Origin of the sequence: Microbacterium sp. cf332 (assembly GCF_900102175.1) — a bacterium.
Taxonomy (GTDB): Bacteria; Actinomycetota; Actinomycetes; order Actinomycetales; family Microbacteriaceae; genus Microbacterium.
Window position 1 is genome coordinate 431,397 of record NZ_FNKN01000001.1, and the last position, 18,186, is coordinate 449,582.

The 18,186-nt window shown below is 67.4% G+C and carries 25 protein-coding genes; 11 read left to right on the forward strand and 14 right to left on the reverse strand.

Annotated elements, in window-relative coordinates:
- Nucleotides 1-4: 4 nt before the first annotated feature.
- The 9 genes from BLT21_RS01985 (at nt 5) to BLT21_RS02020 (ending at nt 7,816) form a co-directional block, all read left to right on the forward strand.
- Nucleotides 5-316 (forward strand): head-tail connector protein, encoded by a 312-nt coding sequence (locus BLT21_RS01985; RefSeq protein ID WP_091498415.1) that lies wholly within the window; start codon nt 5-7, stop codon nt 314-316.
- Nucleotides 316-696, forward strand: coding sequence for a hypothetical protein (locus tag BLT21_RS01990; RefSeq protein WP_091498418.1), 381 nt, complete (start codon nt 316-318; stop codon nt 694-696). The genes BLT21_RS01985 and BLT21_RS01990 overlap by 1 nt, the downstream gene beginning before the upstream one ends.
- Before the next feature lie 13 nt (nt 697-709).
- The gene (locus BLT21_RS01995) at nt 710-1,366 is read left to right on the forward strand and encodes an IPT/TIG domain-containing protein (RefSeq protein ID WP_143024917.1); all 657 of its coding nucleotides are present in this window, start codon (nt 710-712) and stop codon (nt 1,364-1,366) included.
- 3 nt (nt 1,367-1,369) lie between these two features.
- On the forward strand, nt 1,370-1,768 hold the full coding sequence (locus BLT21_RS02000; protein ID WP_143024918.1) for an HK97 gp10 family phage protein: 399 nt from the start codon (nt 1,370-1,372) through the stop codon (nt 1,766-1,768).
- 26 nt (nt 1,769-1,794) lie between these two features.
- The gene (locus BLT21_RS02005; RefSeq protein ID WP_091498427.1) at nt 1,795-1,998 is read left to right on the forward strand and encodes a hypothetical protein; all 204 of its coding nucleotides are present in this window, start codon (nt 1,795-1,797) and stop codon (nt 1,996-1,998) included.
- Nucleotides 1,995-2,141, forward strand: a complete 147-nt coding sequence (locus BLT21_RS15590) for a hypothetical protein (protein WP_176786786.1) — start codon at nt 1,995-1,997, stop codon at nt 2,139-2,141. Before BLT21_RS02005 ends, BLT21_RS15590 begins: the two co-directional genes overlap by 4 nt.
- Before the next feature lie 72 nt (nt 2,142-2,213).
- Nucleotides 2,214-4,349 carry a phage tail protein gene (locus tag BLT21_RS02010; protein ID WP_091498431.1) on the forward strand — a complete coding sequence of 712 codons (2,136 nt, stop codon included), beginning with the start codon at nt 2,214-2,216 and terminating at the stop codon, nt 4,347-4,349.
- The gene (locus BLT21_RS02015) at nt 4,346-4,852 is read left to right on the forward strand and encodes a hypothetical protein (RefSeq protein WP_091498434.1); all 507 of its coding nucleotides are present in this window, start codon (nt 4,346-4,348) and stop codon (nt 4,850-4,852) included. Before BLT21_RS02010 ends, BLT21_RS02015 begins: the two co-directional genes overlap by 4 nt.
- A 489-nt stretch (nt 4,853-5,341) precedes the next feature.
- Nucleotides 5,342-7,816: a fibronectin type III domain-containing protein gene (locus BLT21_RS02020; protein WP_176786787.1), complete on the forward strand. Its 2,475-nt coding sequence runs from the start codon at nt 5,342-5,344 to the stop codon at nt 7,814-7,816.
- Nucleotides 7,817-8,037: 221 nt separating this feature from the next.
- On the opposite strand, the gene BLT21_RS02025 is transcribed toward BLT21_RS02020, so the two are convergent.
- Both BLT21_RS02025 and BLT21_RS02030 read right to left on the reverse strand, forming a co-directional pair.
- Nucleotides 8,038-8,241, reverse strand: coding sequence for a YegP family protein (locus tag BLT21_RS02025; RefSeq protein WP_091498441.1), 204 nt, complete (start codon nt 8,239-8,241; stop codon nt 8,038-8,040).
- A 449-nt stretch (nt 8,242-8,690) separates the two neighbouring features.
- Nucleotides 8,691-8,903, reverse strand: a complete 213-nt coding sequence (locus BLT21_RS02030; protein WP_143024919.1) for a hypothetical protein — start codon at nt 8,901-8,903, stop codon at nt 8,691-8,693.
- A 50-nt stretch (nt 8,904-8,953) separates the two neighbouring features.
- Between BLT21_RS02030 and BLT21_RS02035 the strand changes: the two genes are divergently transcribed.
- A complete protein-coding gene (locus BLT21_RS02035) occupies nt 8,954-9,583 on the forward strand; it encodes a hypothetical protein (RefSeq protein ID WP_143024920.1) in 630 nt (209 codons plus the stop codon).
- Here the strand turns inward: BLT21_RS02035 and BLT21_RS02040 are convergent.
- The 8 genes from BLT21_RS02040 to BLT21_RS02075 form a co-directional block, all read right to left on the reverse strand.
- Nucleotides 9,564-10,331, reverse strand: a complete 768-nt coding sequence (locus BLT21_RS02040) for a DNA-processing protein DprA (protein ID WP_091498451.1) — start codon at nt 10,329-10,331, stop codon at nt 9,564-9,566. The genes BLT21_RS02035 and BLT21_RS02040 overlap by 20 nt on opposite strands.
- The gene (locus BLT21_RS02045) at nt 10,328-11,875 is read right to left on the reverse strand and encodes a YifB family Mg chelatase-like AAA ATPase (protein ID WP_091498455.1); all 1,548 of its coding nucleotides are present in this window, start codon (nt 11,873-11,875) and stop codon (nt 10,328-10,330) included. The genes BLT21_RS02040 and BLT21_RS02045 overlap by 4 nt, the downstream gene beginning before the upstream one ends.
- Entirely contained in the window at nt 11,872-12,234 is a 363-nt protein-coding gene (locus BLT21_RS02050) for a YraN family protein (RefSeq protein ID WP_091498458.1), read from the reverse strand. The genes BLT21_RS02045 and BLT21_RS02050 overlap by 4 nt, the downstream gene beginning before the upstream one ends.
- Before the next feature lie 89 nt (nt 12,235-12,323).
- On the reverse strand, nt 12,324-12,647 hold the full coding sequence (locus BLT21_RS02055; protein WP_023950963.1) for a DUF2469 family protein: 324 nt from the start codon (nt 12,645-12,647) through the stop codon (nt 12,324-12,326).
- Between the two features lie 64 nt (nt 12,648-12,711).
- Complete coding sequence (locus BLT21_RS02060; RefSeq protein ID WP_091498461.1) at nt 12,712-13,371, reverse strand: ribonuclease HII; 660 nt, start codon at nt 13,369-13,371, stop codon at nt 12,712-12,714.
- The gene (gene lepB / locus BLT21_RS02065; protein ID WP_091498467.1) at nt 13,368-14,111 is read right to left on the reverse strand and encodes a signal peptidase I; all 744 of its coding nucleotides are present in this window, start codon (nt 14,109-14,111) and stop codon (nt 13,368-13,370) included. Before lepB ends, BLT21_RS02060 begins: the two co-directional genes overlap by 4 nt.
- Nucleotides 14,112-14,254: 143 nt before the next feature.
- Nucleotides 14,255-14,602, reverse strand: a complete 348-nt coding sequence (rplS, locus tag BLT21_RS02070; protein ID WP_023950969.1) for a 50S ribosomal protein L19 — start codon at nt 14,600-14,602, stop codon at nt 14,255-14,257.
- A gap of 155 nt (nt 14,603-14,757) precedes the next feature.
- Nucleotides 14,758-15,252: an MFS transporter permease gene (locus tag BLT21_RS02075; protein ID WP_143024921.1), complete on the reverse strand. Its 495-nt coding sequence runs from the start codon at nt 15,250-15,252 to the stop codon at nt 14,758-14,760.
- A gap of 52 nt (nt 15,253-15,304) precedes the next feature.
- Here BLT21_RS02075 and map point away from each other — a divergent pair, with 52 nt between their 5' ends.
- Nucleotides 15,305-16,087 (forward strand): type I methionyl aminopeptidase, encoded by a 783-nt coding sequence (map, locus tag BLT21_RS02080; protein ID WP_091498474.1) that lies wholly within the window; start codon nt 15,305-15,307, stop codon nt 16,085-16,087.
- A gap of 14 nt (nt 16,088-16,101) precedes the next feature.
- Here the strand turns inward: map and trmD are convergent, their stop codons facing one another.
- Genes trmD through rpsP form a run of 4 tightly spaced genes read right to left on the reverse strand, consistent with a single transcriptional unit; the run spans nt 16,102 to nt 18,078 of the window.
- Nucleotides 16,102-16,803 (reverse strand): tRNA (guanosine(37)-N1)-methyltransferase TrmD, encoded by a 702-nt coding sequence (gene trmD, locus BLT21_RS02085; RefSeq protein ID WP_091498477.1) that lies wholly within the window; start codon nt 16,801-16,803, stop codon nt 16,102-16,104.
- A gap of 1 nt (nt 16,804) precedes the next feature.
- Nucleotides 16,805-17,419, reverse strand: coding sequence for a ribosome maturation factor RimM (gene rimM / locus BLT21_RS02090; RefSeq protein WP_091498480.1), 615 nt, complete (start codon nt 17,417-17,419; stop codon nt 16,805-16,807).
- 1 nt (nt 17,420) lies between these two features.
- Nucleotides 17,421-17,651 carry an RNA-binding protein gene (locus tag BLT21_RS02095; protein ID WP_023950977.1) on the reverse strand — a complete coding sequence of 77 codons (231 nt, stop codon included), beginning with the start codon at nt 17,649-17,651 and terminating at the stop codon, nt 17,421-17,423.
- 4 nt (nt 17,652-17,655) lie between these two features.
- Entirely contained in the window at nt 17,656-18,078 is a 423-nt protein-coding gene (rpsP, locus tag BLT21_RS02100) for a 30S ribosomal protein S16 (protein WP_091498483.1), read from the reverse strand.
- Nucleotides 18,079-18,186 lie beyond the last annotated feature (108 nt).

Genomic DNA, 18,186 nt, shown 5'->3' on the forward strand with positions numbered 1-18,186 from the left:
GACGATGATAACTCTCGCTGACCTCAAGGCGTATCTCGATATCGAGAGCACCAAGGATGACCCCTTCATCGGGGCATGCGCCGCGACCGCTGACGCGCTCCTCGGGGCGTACGTCGGCGATGCCGTGGTACCCGAAGTGATCCTCGAACGGGCCGCTCTTGAGGTCGGCGCAGAGTTGTTCATCCGACGCGCAACGCGCGGTGCGAACGCCGGGCAGATCGGCACGCTTGAGGGTCCGACCTTCCGCACCGCGCGTGACCCCCTCACGGGCGTGTACGCGATGCTCGCGCCCTTCGTGGGTCCGGGGGTGGCGTGATGAGCGCGCTCACTGAGACCCGCGAGGAGTTCGCCGCACTCGTGGCCGAGGCAACGGGCCTACGCAAGTTCGCGTTCGTGCCCGAGAAGGTCACCGAGTCCGCCGTCATCGTCGTACCGGAGTCCCCTTACCTAACCCCGGGTCCGACGTTCGGGAAGGTCACCGTGCGCTTCGCCGCGGTGCTCGCGCTCCTCATTCGGGACAACGAAACAACAATCAACCGCCTCGATACCGCAGTTGAGAACGCCTACATCGCGATCCTCAATTCCGGCTGGACCGTCGATGACATCGGCGATCCAGTCACCGCGACCTTCGGCGGCGACAACGGGCCGCGATTCCTCACGGTCACCATCACCGCTACGGCCCCCGTAGCTCTCTAACAAGGAAACAACAATGGCAGGTTCGACAAGAATCAAGGGCTCCGCCCTAGCCCTCAGCTTCGGGGGTACTGACTTCTGGGCCGACGCTACAAGCGTCGTCCTCGACAACGAAGAGGCATCCAGTGATGTCACCACATTCGCCGACGCGGCGGAGGGTGGCGCTCGTCTTGAGTACTTCACCGTGGGCGCTATCCAGTCCACGGCGACCGGTTCATTCTGGTCGTACGTTCGCGAGAACGTGGGCCGCGAGGTGGCATTCCGCTACGCCGTTCACGGCAACGCGGTAGCCACCGCCGATCAGCCGCACGTAACCGGCGTCGTGAAGATTCTCACCGCGCCCCCGCTCGGTGGTGAGGCAGGCGCAACAACCGAGTACACCTTCGAGACCCGCCTCGATGTCGTGGGTCGGACCACCCTCGACCGCGGCACCACGGGCGTTCCGACGATCACCACCGCACCGGCAACCGCCGCAGTCGGTGACTCGATTGTTCTCTCGGGTACTCGCTTCTCGGGTGCGACCGCCGTCAAGTTCGGCACGGTCGCCGCGAAGTTCGTAGCGGTCAGTGACATGACGATCGCCGCCACGGTTCCCGCGGGAACCGGCGCCGGGAACATCACGGTCACGAACGCCGCGGGTGTCTCGCCCGCGTGGACCTTCACCCGGGTCTAATCCATGGCTGACATCACGGTTTACGGAACCGGCTCAGGTCGGGTGCGCGTCGAGGGGCTGTCCCGCTCGATGCGCGCCCTGACCAAGGCCGGTGCCGATGCGCAGGACATGAAGACCCTCATGCATTCCATCGGGTCAATCGTGGTGGACGCCGCAGACGCCCCCGCCAGAAGCGGGGCACTCGCGGGCACCATCCGCGCCGGACGCGGCAAAACAAAGGCCGTCGTCCGCGCGGGTGGAGCCCGCACCCCATACGCCGGAGTCATTCACTACGGATGGCCCGCACGAGGCATCTCGCCTCAGCCCTTCCTCACCGAGGCCCTTCAGGCCAACCGGAGCGCCGTGTTCGCAGCGCTTGAGGCAGGTATCGACGAACTGATTCAGAAGAACGGACTGAACTAATGGCACTACAGCTAGACGCCCTAACCATGGGCGAAATCGACCAGATCGAAGACATCACGGGCCAGGGAATCGACGCCCTCACCGAGCCCGGAGCACGCAAGGCGAAGTTCCTCATCGCTCTCGCATACATCGCGAAGCGTCGGGAAGACCCCACCTTCACACGTTCACAGGCGGAGGCACTGACCCTCGCCGAGGTGAACGCCATCACGGGCGGTGACGAGGAGGAATGACCTCGGAGCCCACGCCCAATGAGAAGCGGCTCGCTCAGGCCGTCGTAACTCTCGGTATGGCTCCGAGCGAGTTCCGCTCTCTGACCCTCGGCGAGTGGACGGCGATCATCGCCGAGTTCAACCGCCAAAACCGCAAGAAGTAACCGACCACCCGGCGCGATCCGGTTCACCAACTAAGTGACGCACTCAACCACCCAAGGGGGGTGTCGTCACCGATGGCAAGTAACACCATCAACATCAGTGTTCTCGCGGACACAAAGAAGTTCGCCGCCGACATGGACAAGGCGTCCGGCGTACTCGGCAAGCTCGGAACCGGGCTGAAGGGTGTCGGCATCGCCGCGGGCGCGATGGTCGGCGTCACCGCCGTAGCCTTCGGCGCGGTCCTCGTGGACGCGTTCAAGGCCGTTGCAGAGGTCGAGCGTCTGACCGCTCAGACCTCCGCCGCCATCGCCTCTACGGGCGGCGCAGCGGGCCGCAGCGTCGAGCAGATCACCGGGCTCGCGGACTCGCTAGAGCGCATGTCCGGCGTCGAGGCCGAGGTCATCCAGTCGGGGCAGAACATGCTCCTGACCTTCACCCAGATCAAGGGGACGAACTTCGACGCCGCGACTCAGGCGGCGCTGGATATGTCCGTCGCGATGGGTACCGACATGACCTCGGCGGCGACTCTCGTCGGTAAGGCGCTGAATGACCCGATCAAGGGTGTGGGCGCACTCTCGAAGGTCGGCGTCCAGCTGACCGAAGACCAGAAGGCCATGGTCAAGCAGATGACCGAGGTCGGTGATGTCGCCGGGGCGCAGGGCATCATTCTCGGTGTCCTCAACGAACAGTTCGGCGGGTCCGCTGAGGCCTTCGGTGGCACGTTCCTCGGAACGGTCGAGAAGGTCAAGAACTCCTTCGGCGCCATCACCGAGGCGTTCGTCGTCGGGCTACTCCCTGCCGCCACGGGCGTGCTCAACTTCATCAACGACGCCTTCGTTCGTCTCGCGGACTCCCCCGGCTTCGCCGCGGTGATCGAGAACGTGAACGCCTTCATCACCGGTCTTGTCTCTGGTGAAGCGCCCATCTCGGGATTCGCGCAGACGGTCATGACCCTCTGGCAGAACTTCTCACCGCTCGGGGTCGCCCTTCAGGTGATCCAGCCGCTCGTGGGTCCGCTGGTCGATGCGTTCATGCAGTTCGCGACCGTGCTCGGTGGCGCGCTCATGTCCGTACTGCCGACCGTGCAGGCGATCATCGGCGCGCTCGTCGGACTCATGGCCGCGCTGGTGCCGGTGATCATGCCCGTCATCACAGCGGTGCTCGGACTCGTGACCCCGCTGTTCACCCTCATCGCGCCGCTCATGCAGCTTGTGCAGGCGGTGCTTCCGGTGTTCATCGCCATCGTCACGACCGTCGCGCAGGTCATCGCCGCAGTCCTGACGCCGGTCATCGCGGCACTCACCCCGATCATCCAGAGCGTTGTGGACGTGCTCGCGGGCGTAATCGCCTTCCTGACGGGCGTCTTCACCGGCAACTGGGAACAGGCGTGGCAGGGCATCCAAGACATCTTCGCGAGCGTCTGGGAACTCATTCAGAACATCGTCAAGGGCGCGTGGAACGTGATCGTCTCGCTCATCACCCTCGCCGTCGATGGAGTGCTCAACCTCGTGAAGGCGTGGGGGCCGCAGTTGCTCAATTTCGTGCGTGACGCGTGGAACAACGTCATGGCCTTCTTCGGGTCGATTCCCGGCGCAGTGAAGGGCTTCTTCGTGGCCGCGGGTGTCTGGCTCGTGCGCTCGGGAATGGACATCATCTCGGGTCTGTCGAACGGTATCCGCGACACCTGGAACGGCGTCCTGAACTTCTTCGGATCGATCCCGGGTGCCGTCATGGGCGCGCTCGCGGGTGCCGGTAACTGGCTCCTCAGCGCAGGTCGCGACATCATCAACGGACTTGTCCGAGGACTCTCGAACGCCGCGGGCCGCGTCACGGACATGCTTCTCGACATCGCGGGCAACGCGATCGACGCGTTCAAGTCGTTCTTCGGTATCGCATCGCCGTCGAAGCTCTTCACGAGCTACGGCAAGTTCATGGTGCAGGGCCTCGCGAAGGGTCTGAACGGCTCGAACAGGCTGGTTGATTCGGCGATGGGTCGCCTGAGTTCGCGAGTGTCGAACGGCTTCGAGGCATCCCTCAACGTGCCCGCGGGCTACGGCTCGGGCCAGTACAGAGGCGCGAACGCGCAAACCGTGGTGATCGAGAACGTGAACTTCAGTAGCCCGGTCTCGCCGTCGCCGGAGGACGGTCGCCGCGTGGTCGAGGCCATCCGTGAACACGTCCGCCTCGGTGGATCGGTGAGCTTCGCATGATCATCGAACGCCCCCTTCTCGGCACCCTCTCCATCCAGCTATTCGCCGAAGACATCAGGGAATGGGAGGACTGGACCGCCGAGCTTCAGTCCCTCACCATCCAGCGCGGCGGCAAGCGCAACGGCGTAGCGGTGTCGGTCGATCCCGGCACGTTGACGGCGACCATCGTGAACGCGGGCGACCCCGCTTCGGACGGGCGCATTCACCCGAACGCCCGCGTGCGCGTCGGCAAGCTGACCGGGGCCGGAGACCTTCTCCCGATCTTCACGGGCCGGATCGCCGACGTGTTCGCGACCGTCACGTTCGAGAAGACCTCGGGTGCCCGCACCCTGCGCGTCACCCTCTCCGCGGTCGATTCCGTCACTGCGCACGCAAACACCACTCGATACGGCGTCATCTCCGACCCAGAGACATGGGCGCAGCGCATCACCCGACTCGCCGATTCGGCACTGACTGAAGTTGTCCTGCCCGAGGACGACTCCCCGCTCGTAAGGACTCTCTAAATGGACGTGAATATCGGCAACACCACGCGCCGCGGACGCTGGACTGACGCAACCGTTCGCTCGACCGTGGGCCTTCCCACCGGGCGCCGGATGGACAACGGTCAGGCGGGCATCCTCGTGTGCGACGTGTGGACCGCCGTCTCAGGACGTGGCGCATCCCGCACGGTCACCGTTGCGGTCGGCGGCTCATCCTGGACCGGCACCCGAGGCGCATCCGGGCAGGCCGACGACACGGGCGTTCTCGATTCGAGCAACTGGTACACAACCGCAACCTCGACCGACTTCCGCATCTCCCCGCAAGGGTCCATCTGGTTCGGCGGTCGCGAGGGCGGCTCGGCTCGTGACGACAACGGCACGACGTGGGACACCGGTCTATCGGGCGGCTTTCGCTGGTACCAGGCCCCGACCGCGCCCCGGAACGTCCGCGTCACCGGAACCGGCCCCGGCTCGGTGCAGGTCGATTGGGACGCCCCCGCCGACAACGGCGGTGTGGCGCTCACCGGCTGGCATGTTGAGGTCGCAACCGATTCCGGCTTCACCCGGAACCGTCAGGTCTCAGGCGGCGGCACGTTCACCGTCCCGGTCGGCTCGACCGTCTACGCCCGGGTCGCCGCGAAGAACATCGTCACCGAGGCCGCGGGCACCGTCTCGGTGTTCTCTAATACAGCGTCCGTCCGTCTTGCCACCGTGCCCGCCGCGATGGCATATGCCCCGCTCACGCAGCAGGTCGGGCGAACCCTCAAGGTCGAATACACCGCCCCCGCAGACGGTGGCGCGCCGATCCTGCGATACGAGGTTGAGGCGTCCGGCACGAATGACTTCACGGGCGCGAAGACCGTCACCTCGACCACGCTCTCGGCGATCTTGAGTGACCTCCCGGTCTCGCTCGGGGATGGCATGCACGTTCGCGTGCGTGCGGTCAACGCCGTGGGCGCGGGCGGATGGTCCCCCACGTCCGCGCGCCAGCTTGCCACCGAGCCCGGACGCCCCCTGAACCTGAAGGTCACCCAGCTATCCCCGACAGAGGTCCGCCTGAACTGGGACGCCCCGACCTCGGACGGCGACTCACCGATCACCGGACACGTCGTGCTCGTCAACAACCGCGACGCCGACTGGATCGGCGCGCAGTGGATCGCCTCAGGCCCCGAGCGCACCTTCACGCTCAAGAACCGTCAGCCCGGGTCCGCCTACTACGTCCGTGTGGCCGCGACCAACATCGTCATCACCGAGAGCCCCGACTTCCTCTCTACCCCGGTGCGCGTTGTCATGCGGGAGAACCTGGACCGCGGCCCGTGGGCAGGCTTCACTCCCGAGACGAGCGGCGTTGTCAGCCTCGAACCCGCAGGCGTTCGCCGTGGCTCGCTCTTCACGCTCGACCCCGCCCCGGTGGGCCTGATCCGCGAGACGCAGGCCGCGAGCGACACCACCGAGACGAACGTTCCCGCGTACGGCATGGGCATTCGCCGCACGATCGACGGCCTCACCGTGGGCCGCACCTACACCTTGCGCGCCACCGCCGTAGCGCTCTCCCCCGCCCTGGTCGATAACTACGCCCTCGGGGTTGAGGGCATCGGATTCGCACCGTTCGGCGACCTAGAACAGACCGGCGAGACCACTCCGCTTCCCGAGTTCGAGTTCGAGGCGACCGCCGAGAGCCACGTCATCCTGATCGCCGCCGAATCCGTCTCGGGACGGGTGAACGGCTTCATCGAGAACACCGGATTCCACAGCCTCGAAATCACCGAGGACCGCTCCGCATCGCCCTACCGGCTTCAAAGCACCGTCTACGAATCGACCCTCGCGAATCACTTCTCGCTCGCGTGCCAGTCGGTAGGCGCGGTGTGGTTCGTGGACTCCGCCGACCGCGCTCAGTTCCGGCAGTTCCCGAAGGATGCGCCCGTTCGCGCCCTCTTCTCGGACACCCGCGCACCGGGTCACCTCGAATTCATCAGCGCAGAGCAGGCGTGGGACACCCGGAACACCATCACCCGATTGGAGAGTTCGAACCGCGGCGTGAACCCGCTCGACGGCAACGACCAAACCCGCTCCTCAACCTTCTACCTCTCCGAAGAAACCGAACTCCTCGGCGTGCGGAAGGCCACGCTTGAAACGAACATCTCGACACCGCTTCGCCTCGCAAATCTCGTCCGGTTCCCAACCGAACGCGTGAAGCATTGGGCCAAGCTGGACGGTGGCGCATCGTGGTCGATTCGTGCCGGAGAGGACGCGACAATCCTCCGCGCAATCGACGGCGGGAACACCCGAATCGAGGTCGGGCACAGCATCCCCGAAGTCACCGCCGACGCCGGACGCGCCCGCGTGTTCACCACTCGGGTCACGCCTGGCTCGTCGTACTTCGCGTCAGTCGAGGTCGAGGGCTCGAATCTCATCGCCTCGGGCCAGATCAAAGTGACGTGGCTCAACCGGAACGCTACGCAGGTGTCCGCGACCGTCGAGAACTCTTACAGCGTCAGCGGCACACCGCAGACATACGAGGTCGGCCCGCTGGTGGCCCCCGCAGGCGCGGCGGCGCTCATGCTCTCGGTCGCGTTCGGTGGCCCCTCGGTGCCCGCAGGGGCCGAGGTCAAGGTGCGGAAGCCGCTCGTCGTGGAGTCCGACACCGCAATGCCGTACGTCGATGGCGGAACCAAATCCGACCGGATCGAGTCCTACTCATACCTCGGCGATACCGGGGCCACCATTGCCGAGAACGTCGAGCTTCTATGGAAGCGGGTGGCCGAGGTGTTCGAGGATCATGCGCACAGCGCATATCGGGTGAGTTCGATCCGATGGAACGCGCAGGAGAACCCCGACCTCGCCGCGCAGCTTGAGATTCAGGACCGGATCACGATCCTCCTCAACGGCACAGCAGTGACCGACTATCGCGTCGTCGGCATCCGGCACGAGGCGGACGGAACGCGCTGGATCGTCACGCTCGATGTCGTACCGAATCAGGCGGCATAGACCCCCGGGCCGTTCCCCGGGCCTGACACAGTGACGCAACGACAGAGGCCCCCGGCAAAAACCGGGGGCCTCCAGTCTCGGGGCTGGCGCTTAGACGCGAACGTTGAAGACCGCGCCGCAGTGGGCGCAACGTGCTGCTCCGGCAGTGACCCGCGTGAACGGGCCGAGCTTACGGCTACAGCGAGGACAGGGCACGTAGATCAGGCCGTTGACCCGCCGAGTCACCACGTCCGCAGACCCGTCGTCGCCGTCGTGTCCTCGATGTTCGCGGTCGGCGCGTAGATCTTCACGGCGTTCGCGCCGTTCAGCGCGGCGGCCTTGCTGTTGTACATCTCCGAGGTGGCGATGACCTCGCCGTTCGGAGCCTTCAGAACGAAGTAGTACTGCCAGCCGTTGCTGGACTTCTTGATCTGGATCTTACCCATTTCAAATCCTCCAAGGATTTTTTGTGTGACACGCCCAACAGGTTTGGTGAACGCGACCTGCGCGCGTACCTTGGAGGAAGCCCGTCCCCATCAGGAGAGCTTCCGCCCCCTAGGTCAGTTGGCGCTGACCTTGGGGGCTTTTCCGCGATAGTGCTTCGCCGGTAACCACAGTCTACCCGTGGGGTCGGACATCTGTGAGGGCGTAACGGCTTCGTAGTTACAAGTCTGTAGTTTTGCACCGCTCTCCACCGCGGCAGCGCATGTTGTCCACCGCTTCATCCACAGCGAGGCGATGAGGTATGACCTCGCCGAACCCAGTAGCGGCGCGGTGAGCGACGACGCTGAGCGGGCTTATCCACAGAACCGCCCGCCGACGATTCCACAAGCATCCGATCTGGTCGATTTGACCCGCGTCGGCGTGTCGCGGCGCGTCGCGGTGCGCCATGTGGTCAGATGACGGACCTCGATCGGTAGTCTGCTTGTCTCCCCTCGAACTCCTCGCGCCTCTGGCGCTCGTAGGGGGTCCAGAGTTCAGGCCGGTGGGTGATGTCCTCACCGTTCCGCACAACGCGCTCCCACGGCGGCTCTGAGCCCGCGCGGAGGTAGGTGAGTTCGAGCGCGGCGTTGACCACGCCGAGGGATGCGTTCGGGCGCGGGTCCATGCGGGAAGACTAGGCGGGACGGCGGACAGGGGCCGATAGGGTCAGTTCCGATGTCGTACACACGGTGGACCTACGTAACCCTCACGTCTCCCGCATCTGCGTGGAAGGTGATGGCCGATCTTGAGCGCGCGCTTGAGGCGAGCATCGGATCAGTCTGGGCTCGAATGGCCAAGGAGTATGTCGCCTTAACGGAATCGTTCACGAGGTTCGTCGAGTCCGATCTACTCGCGCTGGAGGCGACCGTCGCCAACTACCGGGGACCGGTCGCGCGAATGAACTTCGCGGCGACCGGACCTGTGTACGTGTCTGTGAACTTCGCCGTTACAGAGAACCACGCGACCAAATCGCGCATCACGATCTACATAGCGGTCGACAACCGGGTCGACGCGGAACGTATCGACCATGCTATGGCTGAGAACTTGGCGAGTCTAGGGCGGCGACAGTCTTCGATATGGCACGGCGCGAGTGTGGTGAGAGAGCCGCTGGCGCACCACGTCACAGCCAATTCCACGTCCGAGGATGCTCCTTCGATCATCCGGGCGCGATCACTTCGCACCAGACTGCGCCGATTGATCGTTCTGCACCGCGACACCGTCATCGTCGGTTTGCTCACCAGCTTGGGGGCGTCCATCCTGGTCATCGTTCTTCAGCTGATCGGCGTCATCCCCGTCCCCGGTTGACATATCTGCGGTTCCGCTGGAGGAATCGCCACTTGGTCGGCGGCGTCCCGCACGGCACCTCGCTGACGACCACTCCCTGTCGCGACACGTCCGACAGCAGATCGGCGTGCCCCGTCGGATAGGCCTTGTCCACTCCCCCGGCGAGCACGGCGATCGTGACGCCGTCGACCGCGAGACACGCGCAATGCGCGGCCGCATCGATCCCGACGGCGGCACCGGACACGATCGTGATGCCGCCGGCAGCCAGATCGCCACCGATGTCTGCGGCGACCTGCACGCCGTACGACGTCGCTGCCCGTGCCCCCACGAGCGCGACCCCGGGGTCGGTCCGACCGAGCGCGACCGCTCGCCCCCGGACCCACAGTGCAACAGGAGCGTGCACGCCCAGGTCGTCCACCCGCTCGGGCCATTCCGGATCGCCCGGCACCACGAGGCGCACTCCGACTCTTCGCGCCCGCTCCATCGGGTAGACGTGGTCCTCGCTCCGCGGCCGCCATCGCGCGCATGCGCGGCGCCAGTCCGGCACGCTGATGCCCAGCTCGGCGGGAGGCTCCTCGGCGCTGAGGGCCGCGGCGAGAGCCGGCATCGCCCCCAGGCGCTCGATCGCGAGTCCGGCGAGTCCATCGCCCGGCTCGGCGAGCACCGACCACCGCGCCCGGGCCCAGCGCGTGCCTCGCGCCTCCGGATCGGCGAGGCTCTCCGGCGGGATCAGCCCGTCCATCGTCCGCATCATCTCGGCGTCGCTCATCGATCGATCCCCTTCTTGAGGAAGAGTGCGCGACCGACATCGTGGGCGGTCAGCCTCTCGTTTCCGGCGAGGTCGGCGACCGACCAGGCGACGCGCAGGACCCGGTCGTATCCGCGCAGGGTGAGCGCGCCGCGCTGCAACGCGGCGTCGAGCGGCGCCCGGACGCGCGGCTCGGGGGCGAGGGGCCCGTCGCGCAGCCATGCCCCGGCGACGTGGGCGTTCGATCGCCACGGTGTGGCCCGCAGCCGAAGCCCGGCCCGTGCCCGGGCCCGTGCGACCTGCTCGCGCGCCTGCGCGGTCGTGACGGCATCCGCCTGTGGGGTCGCCAGGTCGGCGAGTGACACTCGGGTCAGTGACAGCTCGATGTCGATGCGGTCGAGGAGCGGCCCCGACAGGCGTCCCAGATATCGCCGGATCGCGAGAGAAGGACACGAGCAGGCACCGCCGCGCACGCCGTACTGGCCGCACGGACAGGGATTGGTCGCCAGCACCAGCTGGAACCGCGCGGGAAGCCGCGCCTGGAAGCCGGCACGGTGGATGTCGATGGAGCCCGATTCCAGCGGCTGACGCAGCGCGTCGAGCGCGTGCCCGCCGAACTCCCCCGCCTCATCGAGGAACAGGACTCCGCCGCTCGCCCGCGCGATGGCGCCCGGACGCAGGGCGCGACTTCCCCCGCCGACGAGGGCGGCCACGCTGACGCTGTGGTGCGGAGCCTCAAAGGGGGGAACGCGGCTCAGCGTGCGGACCTCCGCGCCGGAGAGGGAGCGGATCGACGCGACCTGCAGAGCGATCTCGTCGTCGAGCTGGGGCAGGATGCCGGGGAGTCGGCGCGCGAGCATCGTCTTACCGGCGCCGGGCGGACCCGTCATCAGGAGGTGATGGCCGCCGGCGGCGGCGACGATGAGCGCCGACACCGCTTCCTCCTGGCCGCGGATCTCGGCGAGGTCTTCGACGGGTCCGGAATCGTCCCGATCGTCGTCGTCGGCGACCCGCGCCGGCTCGTCCACCTCGTCGCCCTCCGCCGTCTCGACGTCGAGGCCGTGCCAGCGAGCCACCGCGGCGAGGGTGCGGCATCCCACGACCCGGATGCCGTCGACCAGCGCCGCCTCGGCCCGCGACGCCTCGGGCACGATCACGGTGCGACGACCCGACCGCGCCGCCGCGATCACGGCGGGGAGGACACCCGGGACCGGTCGCAGGCGGCCGTCGAGGCCCAGTTCGCCGATGTGGACGGTCTCCGCGATCGACGCGGGGTCGATGGGCAGCTCCGTGGCCAGGGCGGCGACCGCGATCGCGAGGTCGAAACCGGCGCCCTGCTTCGGCAGGCTGGCGGGTGAGAGATTCACCGTCACCCGGCGCCGCGACAGCGGCAGACCACTGTTCTGGCAGGCGTTGTGCACGCGCTGCTGCGCCTCGGCGAGAGCTCGGTCGGCGAGCCCGACGATGCGGAACGCGGGCGTCTGGTTCGACAGGTCGGCCTCGACCTCGACGAGGTCGCCGGTCAGCCCCGTCAATGCGACCGCCCATGTCCGGCCGATGGTCATCGCAGGTCCTCGACGTGCTCGAGCACGGCGGTGTCGACGTCGTCGCCGGTGATCCCGATGACGTCGAGACGGATGCGCCGACCTCGTACGGCCATCGGGTGGGCCGCCACCCATGCGCATGCCAAGCGCCAGAGACGCTCGCTCTTCCGCGCGTCGACGGCGTCGAACGGATGTCCGTATGCCTCGCTGCGCCGGGTCTTCACCTCGACGACCACGAGCTCGCGCGCTGTCGCTGCGACGATGTCGAGCTCGCCCTGCCGGACTCGCCAGTTGCGGTCGAGGATGTCGTAGCCGAGCTGGGTCAGATGCCGTGCCGCACGGTCCTCGCCGGCGCGGCCCCGGTCGTCTTTCGCTGCCATACAGGCACTCTCGCGCGCCCACGGCAGTCACCGGACACCGCGGACCCGTGACGGTGGAGTATCCGCAGGGGCCTGTGGGTGGGGAGAGGTCAGCTGTCGAGCGAGAGCTCGTCGGGCAGCTCGAAGTCGCGACGCTGGAGCTCCTCGACGTTGACGTCCTTGAACGTCAGGACGCGCACGGACTTCACGAAGCGGTCGGCCCGGTAGATGTCCCACACCCACACGTCGTTCATCGTCAGTTCGAAGTAGAAGTCGTGCTCGGTGTCGCGACGAACCACGTTCACGTCATTGGCCAGATAGAACCGGCGCTCGGTCTCGATCACGTACTGGAACTGCGAAACGACGTCGCGGTACTCCTTGTAGAGCGCCAGCTCGAGCTCGCGGTCATAGTCTTCGAAGACTTCGTCATCCATGGTGATCCCATCCTAGGCGGCGCGAGCACGGGTGATCATCCGGTGCTGTCGGCCCTCGGCGACCTCAGAAGAGGGTCGGCGCGTCGGCGATGGCCCACGATGACCGGTGATGCCGCGAGAGGCCGTGCTCGCGGATCGCGGACCGGTGCAGGACGCTCGCGTAGCCCTTGTTGCGCGCCCACTCGTAGACGGGCGCCTCGTCGTGCAGAGCCGTCATGTGCGTGTCGCGCGACACCTTGGCGATGACCGACGCGGCGGCGGCGCTCGCGCAGTCGCGGTCGGCCTTGACGATCGTCCGCAGGGTCAGACCGGGGCCCGCGACCGGGCTGACGTAGTCATGGTTGCCGTCGAGGATCACCACCGACCCGGAGGCGAAGGGATCGACGCCTTGGAGGCCCTGGATGGCGCGTACCGCGGCGAGGCCGAGAGCCCGCATGATCCCCAGCTCGTCGATCTCACCGGGTGACGCCGAGCCGACGGCCGACGTCAGGACCCAGCCCGACGCCCGTTGCGCGAGGTCGGGACGACGGAGCTCGGTGACGAGCTTGGAGTCGCGCAGCCCTTCGGGGATCCGTCGACGAGCGGTGCGAGCATCGAGCACCGCGGCGCCGACGGCGACGGGTCCCGCGAGCGCTCCCCGCCCCACCTCGTCGAGCGCGATGACGAGGTCGTACTCGCGCAGCAGGCGCCGCTCGACCGTGAGCCGAGGCGCGACGACGGTCATCGGCCTTGCGGCGCGGGAACGCCGGCGAAGACGTCGTGATGGAAGTCGATGAGACCGAACCGGTCGAGCGGCCACGTGATGAGGAAAGCCCGTCCGACGACGTTGTCGAGGGGCACGAAGCCCTGCGACGGCTGATCGCGGTTGTAGCGCGAGTCGCGCGAGTGATCGCGGTTGTCGCCGAGCACCCACAGCGAGTTGTCCGGGACCGTGACGTCGAACGGGACCTCCTGCGGCGCCGACTGTCCGTCCGCGAGCGATACGTAGGGCGACTCGTCGATCGGCACGTCGTTGACGGTGATCTGCCCCACCGCGTTGCAGCAGACGACGTGGTCGCCCGGCATCCCGACGATGCGCTTGATGAGGTGGTCCTTGCTGTCGGGCGCGGAGAGACCGACGACCGAGAGCACCCAGTCGATGCCTTCCACGAGCGGCGGGCGCGTCGGTTCGATCGACGGCGGCAGCCACCCGCCGGGATCGCGGAAGACCACGACGTCGCCGCGGGCGTACCCGCCGAAGCGCGGCGTGAGCTGGTCGACCAGGATGCGGTCGTCCTTCAGCAGGGTGCGCTCCATCGATCCCGAGGGGATGTAGAACGAGCGGACGAGGAAGGTCTTGACGAGGAACGAGACCGCGAGGGCGATGGCGACGATCACGAGGATGTCGCGCAGCAGGAGTCCGATACGCCGCGATCGCGATCGCGCGGGCGTCGGTGCCGGCGCGGCAAGATCATCGGTGGTCATTCATCGCCTCTCGTCCGACTCACCCGCCGGGGAGCCCTACCCAGGGTCGCACATTCCGTGCACTTCAGAGCCCGCCGCGCGCGGCGGACACGACGGATGCCCCGGGCCTCGGCCCGGGGCATCCTGAGATCGCGACGCGGTGATCAGCGGTCGCGCTTCTCCTTGATCTTGGCCTTCTTGCCGCGGAGGTTGCGCAGGTAGTACAGCTTCGCGCGACGAACGTCACCACGGGTGACGACCTCGATGTGGTCGATGACGGGGCTGTGCACCGGGAAGGTACGCTCCACGCCGACCTGGAAGCTGATCTTGCGGACGGTGAAGGTCTCGCGGACACCGTCACCGGAGCGGCCGATGACGACGCCCTGGAAGACCTGGATACGCGAGCGGTTGCCCTCGGTGATGTTGACGTGCACCTTGACGGTGTCTCCGGGGGCGAAAGCGGGGATGTCGCTGCGCAGCGATGCTGCGTCGACGGAGTCGAGGATCTGCATGATCTGTTCTTCCTGCGACCGCCTCAGGTCGACCACGAGAGAGTTGAATAAGGATGCGGTGCCCCGGGCGCCCGCCGGGCGCCGCTCCCCTGAGGCAGAGATCTGTCAGGGCACAAGCGTCTATTGTGCCACGCGGTCACCCGCCGACCAAACCGTCAGCGTTCGGCGCGCCGGGTCTCCTCGATGACGACGACGCGCTCCGCGTTCGCGCGTTCGGCTCCGGGCCGGATCGTCTCGCGGAGGAATGCCGGATCCGTCGCCACTCGGAAGAGGGAGACCGGCCGCGCCTCGCGGAAGAGCTGCCAGAGCGACACCCAGAAGACCGCGAGGAAGGCGGCGACGCTCAGCAGCAGGAGCGGCCAGAACAGGCCATCGGGATGCAGCCCGACGACGACGATCGAGACGTGCCACACGGTGAACACGAGCACGTCCCACCACGACAGCATCCGGGTGTGACGCACCGTGCCGCGGGCACGGACGAACAGCGTCGTCACGAGCTGGCCGACGAGCACGGCGGGCACCGCGATGAAGAGCACCCACAGGAACGCCCAGCCGCTCGCGCCCGAGACGGCCCAGCCCACGATGAGCCAGATCGGCAGCACCAGCGCCGCCGGCAGGAGCCAATGGAAGAGTGCGCGTCGCAGCCACATGCTCCCGATGCTACGCCGGTCCGGCAGGATAGAAGCTGAAGAGAGGAACACGATGATCGAGCTGCGCACACCTGCCGAGATCGAAGCGATGCGACCCGCCGGGCGGTTCGTCGCCGAGACGCTCGCGACGCTCCGCGACGAGACGAAGGTGGGCACCAACCTGCTGTCGATCGACCGGCGCGCGCACGAGCTGATCCGCCGGGCGGGCGCCGAGTCGTGCTACATCGACTACCACCCGTCGTTCGGTGCCAGTCCGTTCGGCAAAGTGATCTGCACCTCGATCAACGATGCGGTCCTGCACGGCCTTCCGCATGACTACGCGCTGCGCGACGGCGATCTCGTCACCCTCGACTTCGCGGTGTCCGTCGACGGATGGGTCGCGGACTCGGCCGTCTCGTTCGTGGTGGGGACGCCTCGAGACGAGGACCTCGCGCTCATCGACACCACCGAGCGCGCACTCGACGCGGCGATCGGGGCGGCAGTCGTGGGCAACAAGATCGGCGACATCTCGCACGCCGTGTCCGCTGTCGCCTCCGCGGAAGGACTCTCCATCAACACCGACTTCGGCGGTCACGGCGTCGGTCGCGAGATGCACGGCGACCCCCACGTGCCCAACGACGGCAAGCCGGGCCGAGGCTACCCGCTGCGCGCCGGCCTCGTCGTCGCGCTCGAGCCGTGGTTCCTGCAGAGCACCGACAAGCTGATCACCGACGCCGACGGGTGGACACTGCGCAGCGCCGACGGCTCGCGAGGAGCCCACTCGGAGCACACGGTGGCGATCACCGAGTCGGGCCCGATCGTGCTGACCGACCGCTCATTCCTCGGCGTCGACTGACCAGCAACGGGTCGTCAGGCCGTCGGATCCGGCGGCAGGAGGTCGGGGCGGCGCTCGCGTGTGCGCTCGACGCGCTGCGCGTGCCGCCACTCGGCCACCCGCCCGTGGTGTCCGCTCAACAACACGTCGGGAACCTCGTAATCGCGCCATGTCGCGGGCTTCGTGTACGAGGGGTACTCGAGCAGGCCGTCCTCGTGCGATTCCTCGACGAGGCTCTCGGGGTTGCCGACGACACCCGGGATGAGGCGCCCGATCGCCTCGATCATCGCCATCGAGGCGACCTCTCCGCCGTTGAGCACGTAGTCGCCGAGGCTCATGAGGCGCACGTCGCCGAGGGTCGACGCGTACGTGAAGACGCGCTCGTCGATCCCCTCGTACCGCCCGCATCCGAACACGAGATGCGGCGCCGAGCTCAGCTCACGGGCCGTCGCCTGCGTGAAGAGCTCGCCGGCCGGCGAGGGGAAGATGAAGGTCGGACGCGACGGGGCGTCGGCCACGATGCCGTCGAGGGCGAGCCCCCAGGGCTCGGGCTTCATCACCATGCCGGCTCCCCCGCCGTAGGGGGTGTCGTCGACGGTGCGGTGACGGTCGGTCGTGTGGTCGCGCAAGTCGTGCACCCGCACGTCCAACAGACCCGCTCCGCGGGCGCGACCCAGCAGCGACACCTCGAGAACGTCGAAGAACGCCGGGAATATCGTGACGACGTCGACGCGCACGTCAGCCCTCGGACGGAGCGTCGTCGTGGTGCTCGGGCGCAGCCTCCGACGGGTCCTCGGTCCGATCGGCGGCAAGCTCTTCGAACAGCCCCGCGGGCGGGGTGACGATGATCCTGCCGGCGGTGACGTCGACCTCGGGCACGATCGCCTTGACGAACGGCACCAGGACCTCGTCGTCGCTCGCCTCGCGCTGGACGATGAGGAGGTCCTGCGCCGGGAAGTGGTCGACCCGGACGATGCGGCCCACGCGCTCACCGTCGCGGACCACGTCGAGCCCGACGAGCTGATGGTCGAACCATGCGTCGTCCTCGGGGACGGCGTCGCCGTCCTGATCGACCCACAGGATCGCCTTGACGAGGCTCTCAGCCGCGTCGCGGTCGTTGACGTCCTCGAGGAAGAGGACGGGATGCGAGTTCATCCACCGGAACTCGCGGACGGTCACGGTCTTGCCATGCCACGGCGATGCCTCAGGCACCTGCAGGGTGAAGGCAGCTCCGGGCACGAACCGCCCGTCGGGGTCGTCCGTGTAGAGCTCGAGCTTTAGCGCTCCCTTGAGGCCGTGCGCCTTGACAAGGCGCCCGACGCGGAGCTGCGTGCGAGCGGGTTCTGCGGCCATGTCAGTCGTCCGCGACGTCGACACGGACACGGGTGCCGTCGGCCAGCGCGGAGATCAGCGCGCGCAGCGCCTTGGCGGTGCGCCCGCCGCGCCCGATCACCCGTCCTCGGTCGTCGGGGTGAACGCGCACCTCGAGGACCTCGCCGCGAGGCGACGAGGAGGAACGGATGACGACGTCATCGGGATGATCGACGATCCCCTTGACGACGTGCTCGAGCGCGGCGGACAGCAACGGATTACTCCGCGTCGGTCGCGTCGGCGGCCGCTGCCTCGTCGGCCGAAGCGTCGGCGGCGGGCGCCTCGGCCTTCTTGGCCTGGGGCTTGATGACCGACTTCTTGGACGCGTCGGCGACGTAGTCGCCCTTGGCCTCGGCCGTGCGGACGGTCGAGACGGCGTTCTTGTCGCCCTTGAACTTGCCCCAGTCGCCCGTGAGCTTCAGCAGCGCGGCGACCTGCTCGGTCGGCTGAGCGCCCACCGAGAGCCAGTACTGCGCGCGGTCCGAGTCGACCTTGATGACCGAGGGCTCCTCGGTCGGGTGGTACTGGCCGATCTCCTCGATCACGCGGCCGTCGCGCTTGGTGCGCGAGTCGGCGACGACGATGCGGTAGTAGGGCGCGCGGATCTTGCCGAGGCGCTTGAGACGGATCTTGACAGCCACAATTCTCCTGAGTGGTGTGATGTGAAGTGAACGTCGCCTGGAGCGTGGGGTGCACACCCGGCGGGAGCTCTGAGGGTGGACCTTCTCGCCGGATAGAGGGTCGAGCGA

Excerpts from the sequence above, each read along its gene's own strand:
- BLT21_RS01985 (WP_091498415.1), top strand. The coding sequence starts at position 5 with ATGATAACTCTCGCTGACCTCAAGGCGTATCTCGATATCGAGAGCACC.
- BLT21_RS01990 (WP_091498418.1), top strand. The coding sequence starts at position 316 with ATGAGCGCGCTCACTGAGACCCGCGAGGAGTTCGCCGCACTCGTGGCC.
- BLT21_RS01995 (WP_143024917.1), top strand. The coding sequence starts at position 710 with ATGGCAGGTTCGACAAGAATCAAGGGCTCCGCCCTAGCCCTCAGCTTC.
- BLT21_RS02000 (WP_143024918.1), top strand. The coding sequence starts at position 1,370 with ATGGCTGACATCACGGTTTACGGAACCGGCTCAGGTCGGGTGCGCGTC.
- BLT21_RS02005 (WP_091498427.1), top strand. The coding sequence starts at position 1,795 with ATGGGCGAAATCGACCAGATCGAAGACATCACGGGCCAGGGAATCGAC.
- BLT21_RS15590 (WP_176786786.1), top strand. The coding sequence starts at position 1,995 with ATGACCTCGGAGCCCACGCCCAATGAGAAGCGGCTCGCTCAGGCCGTC.
- BLT21_RS02010 (WP_091498431.1), top strand. The coding sequence starts at position 2,214 with ATGGCAAGTAACACCATCAACATCAGTGTTCTCGCGGACACAAAGAAG.
- BLT21_RS02015 (WP_091498434.1), top strand. The coding sequence starts at position 4,346 with ATGATCATCGAACGCCCCCTTCTCGGCACCCTCTCCATCCAGCTATTC.
- BLT21_RS02025 (WP_091498441.1), bottom strand. The coding sequence starts at position 8,241 with ATGGGTAAGATCCAGATCAAGAAGTCCAGCAACGGCTGGCAGTACTAC.
- BLT21_RS02030 (WP_143024919.1), bottom strand. The coding sequence starts at position 8,903 with ATGGACCCGCGCCCGAACGCATCCCTCGGCGTGGTCAACGCCGCGCTC.
- BLT21_RS02035 (WP_143024920.1), top strand. The coding sequence starts at position 8,954 with ATGTCGTACACACGGTGGACCTACGTAACCCTCACGTCTCCCGCATCT.
- BLT21_RS02040 (WP_091498451.1), bottom strand. The coding sequence starts at position 10,331 with ATGAGCGACGCCGAGATGATGCGGACGATGGACGGGCTGATCCCGCCG.
- BLT21_RS02045 (WP_091498455.1), bottom strand. The coding sequence starts at position 11,875 with ATGACCATCGGCCGGACATGGGCGGTCGCATTGACGGGGCTGACCGGC.
- BLT21_RS02050 (WP_091498458.1), bottom strand. The coding sequence starts at position 12,234 with ATGGCAGCGAAAGACGACCGGGGCCGCGCCGGCGAGGACCGTGCGGCA.
- BLT21_RS02055 (WP_023950963.1), bottom strand. The coding sequence starts at position 12,647 with ATGGATGACGAAGTCTTCGAAGACTATGACCGCGAGCTCGAGCTGGCG.
- BLT21_RS02060 (WP_091498461.1), bottom strand. The coding sequence starts at position 13,371 with ATGACCGTCGTCGCGCCTCGGCTCACGGTCGAGCGGCGCCTGCTGCGC.
- lepB (WP_091498467.1), bottom strand. The coding sequence starts at position 14,111 with ATGACCACCGATGATCTTGCCGCGCCGGCACCGACGCCCGCGCGATCG.
- rplS (WP_023950969.1), bottom strand. The coding sequence starts at position 14,602 with ATGCAGATCCTCGACTCCGTCGACGCAGCATCGCTGCGCAGCGACATC.
- BLT21_RS02075 (WP_143024921.1), bottom strand. The coding sequence starts at position 15,252 with ATGTGGCTGCGACGCGCACTCTTCCATTGGCTCCTGCCGGCGGCGCTG.
- map (WP_091498474.1), top strand. The coding sequence starts at position 15,305 with ATGATCGAGCTGCGCACACCTGCCGAGATCGAAGCGATGCGACCCGCC.
- rimM (WP_091498480.1), bottom strand. The coding sequence starts at position 17,419 with ATGGCCGCAGAACCCGCTCGCACGCAGCTCCGCGTCGGGCGCCTTGTC.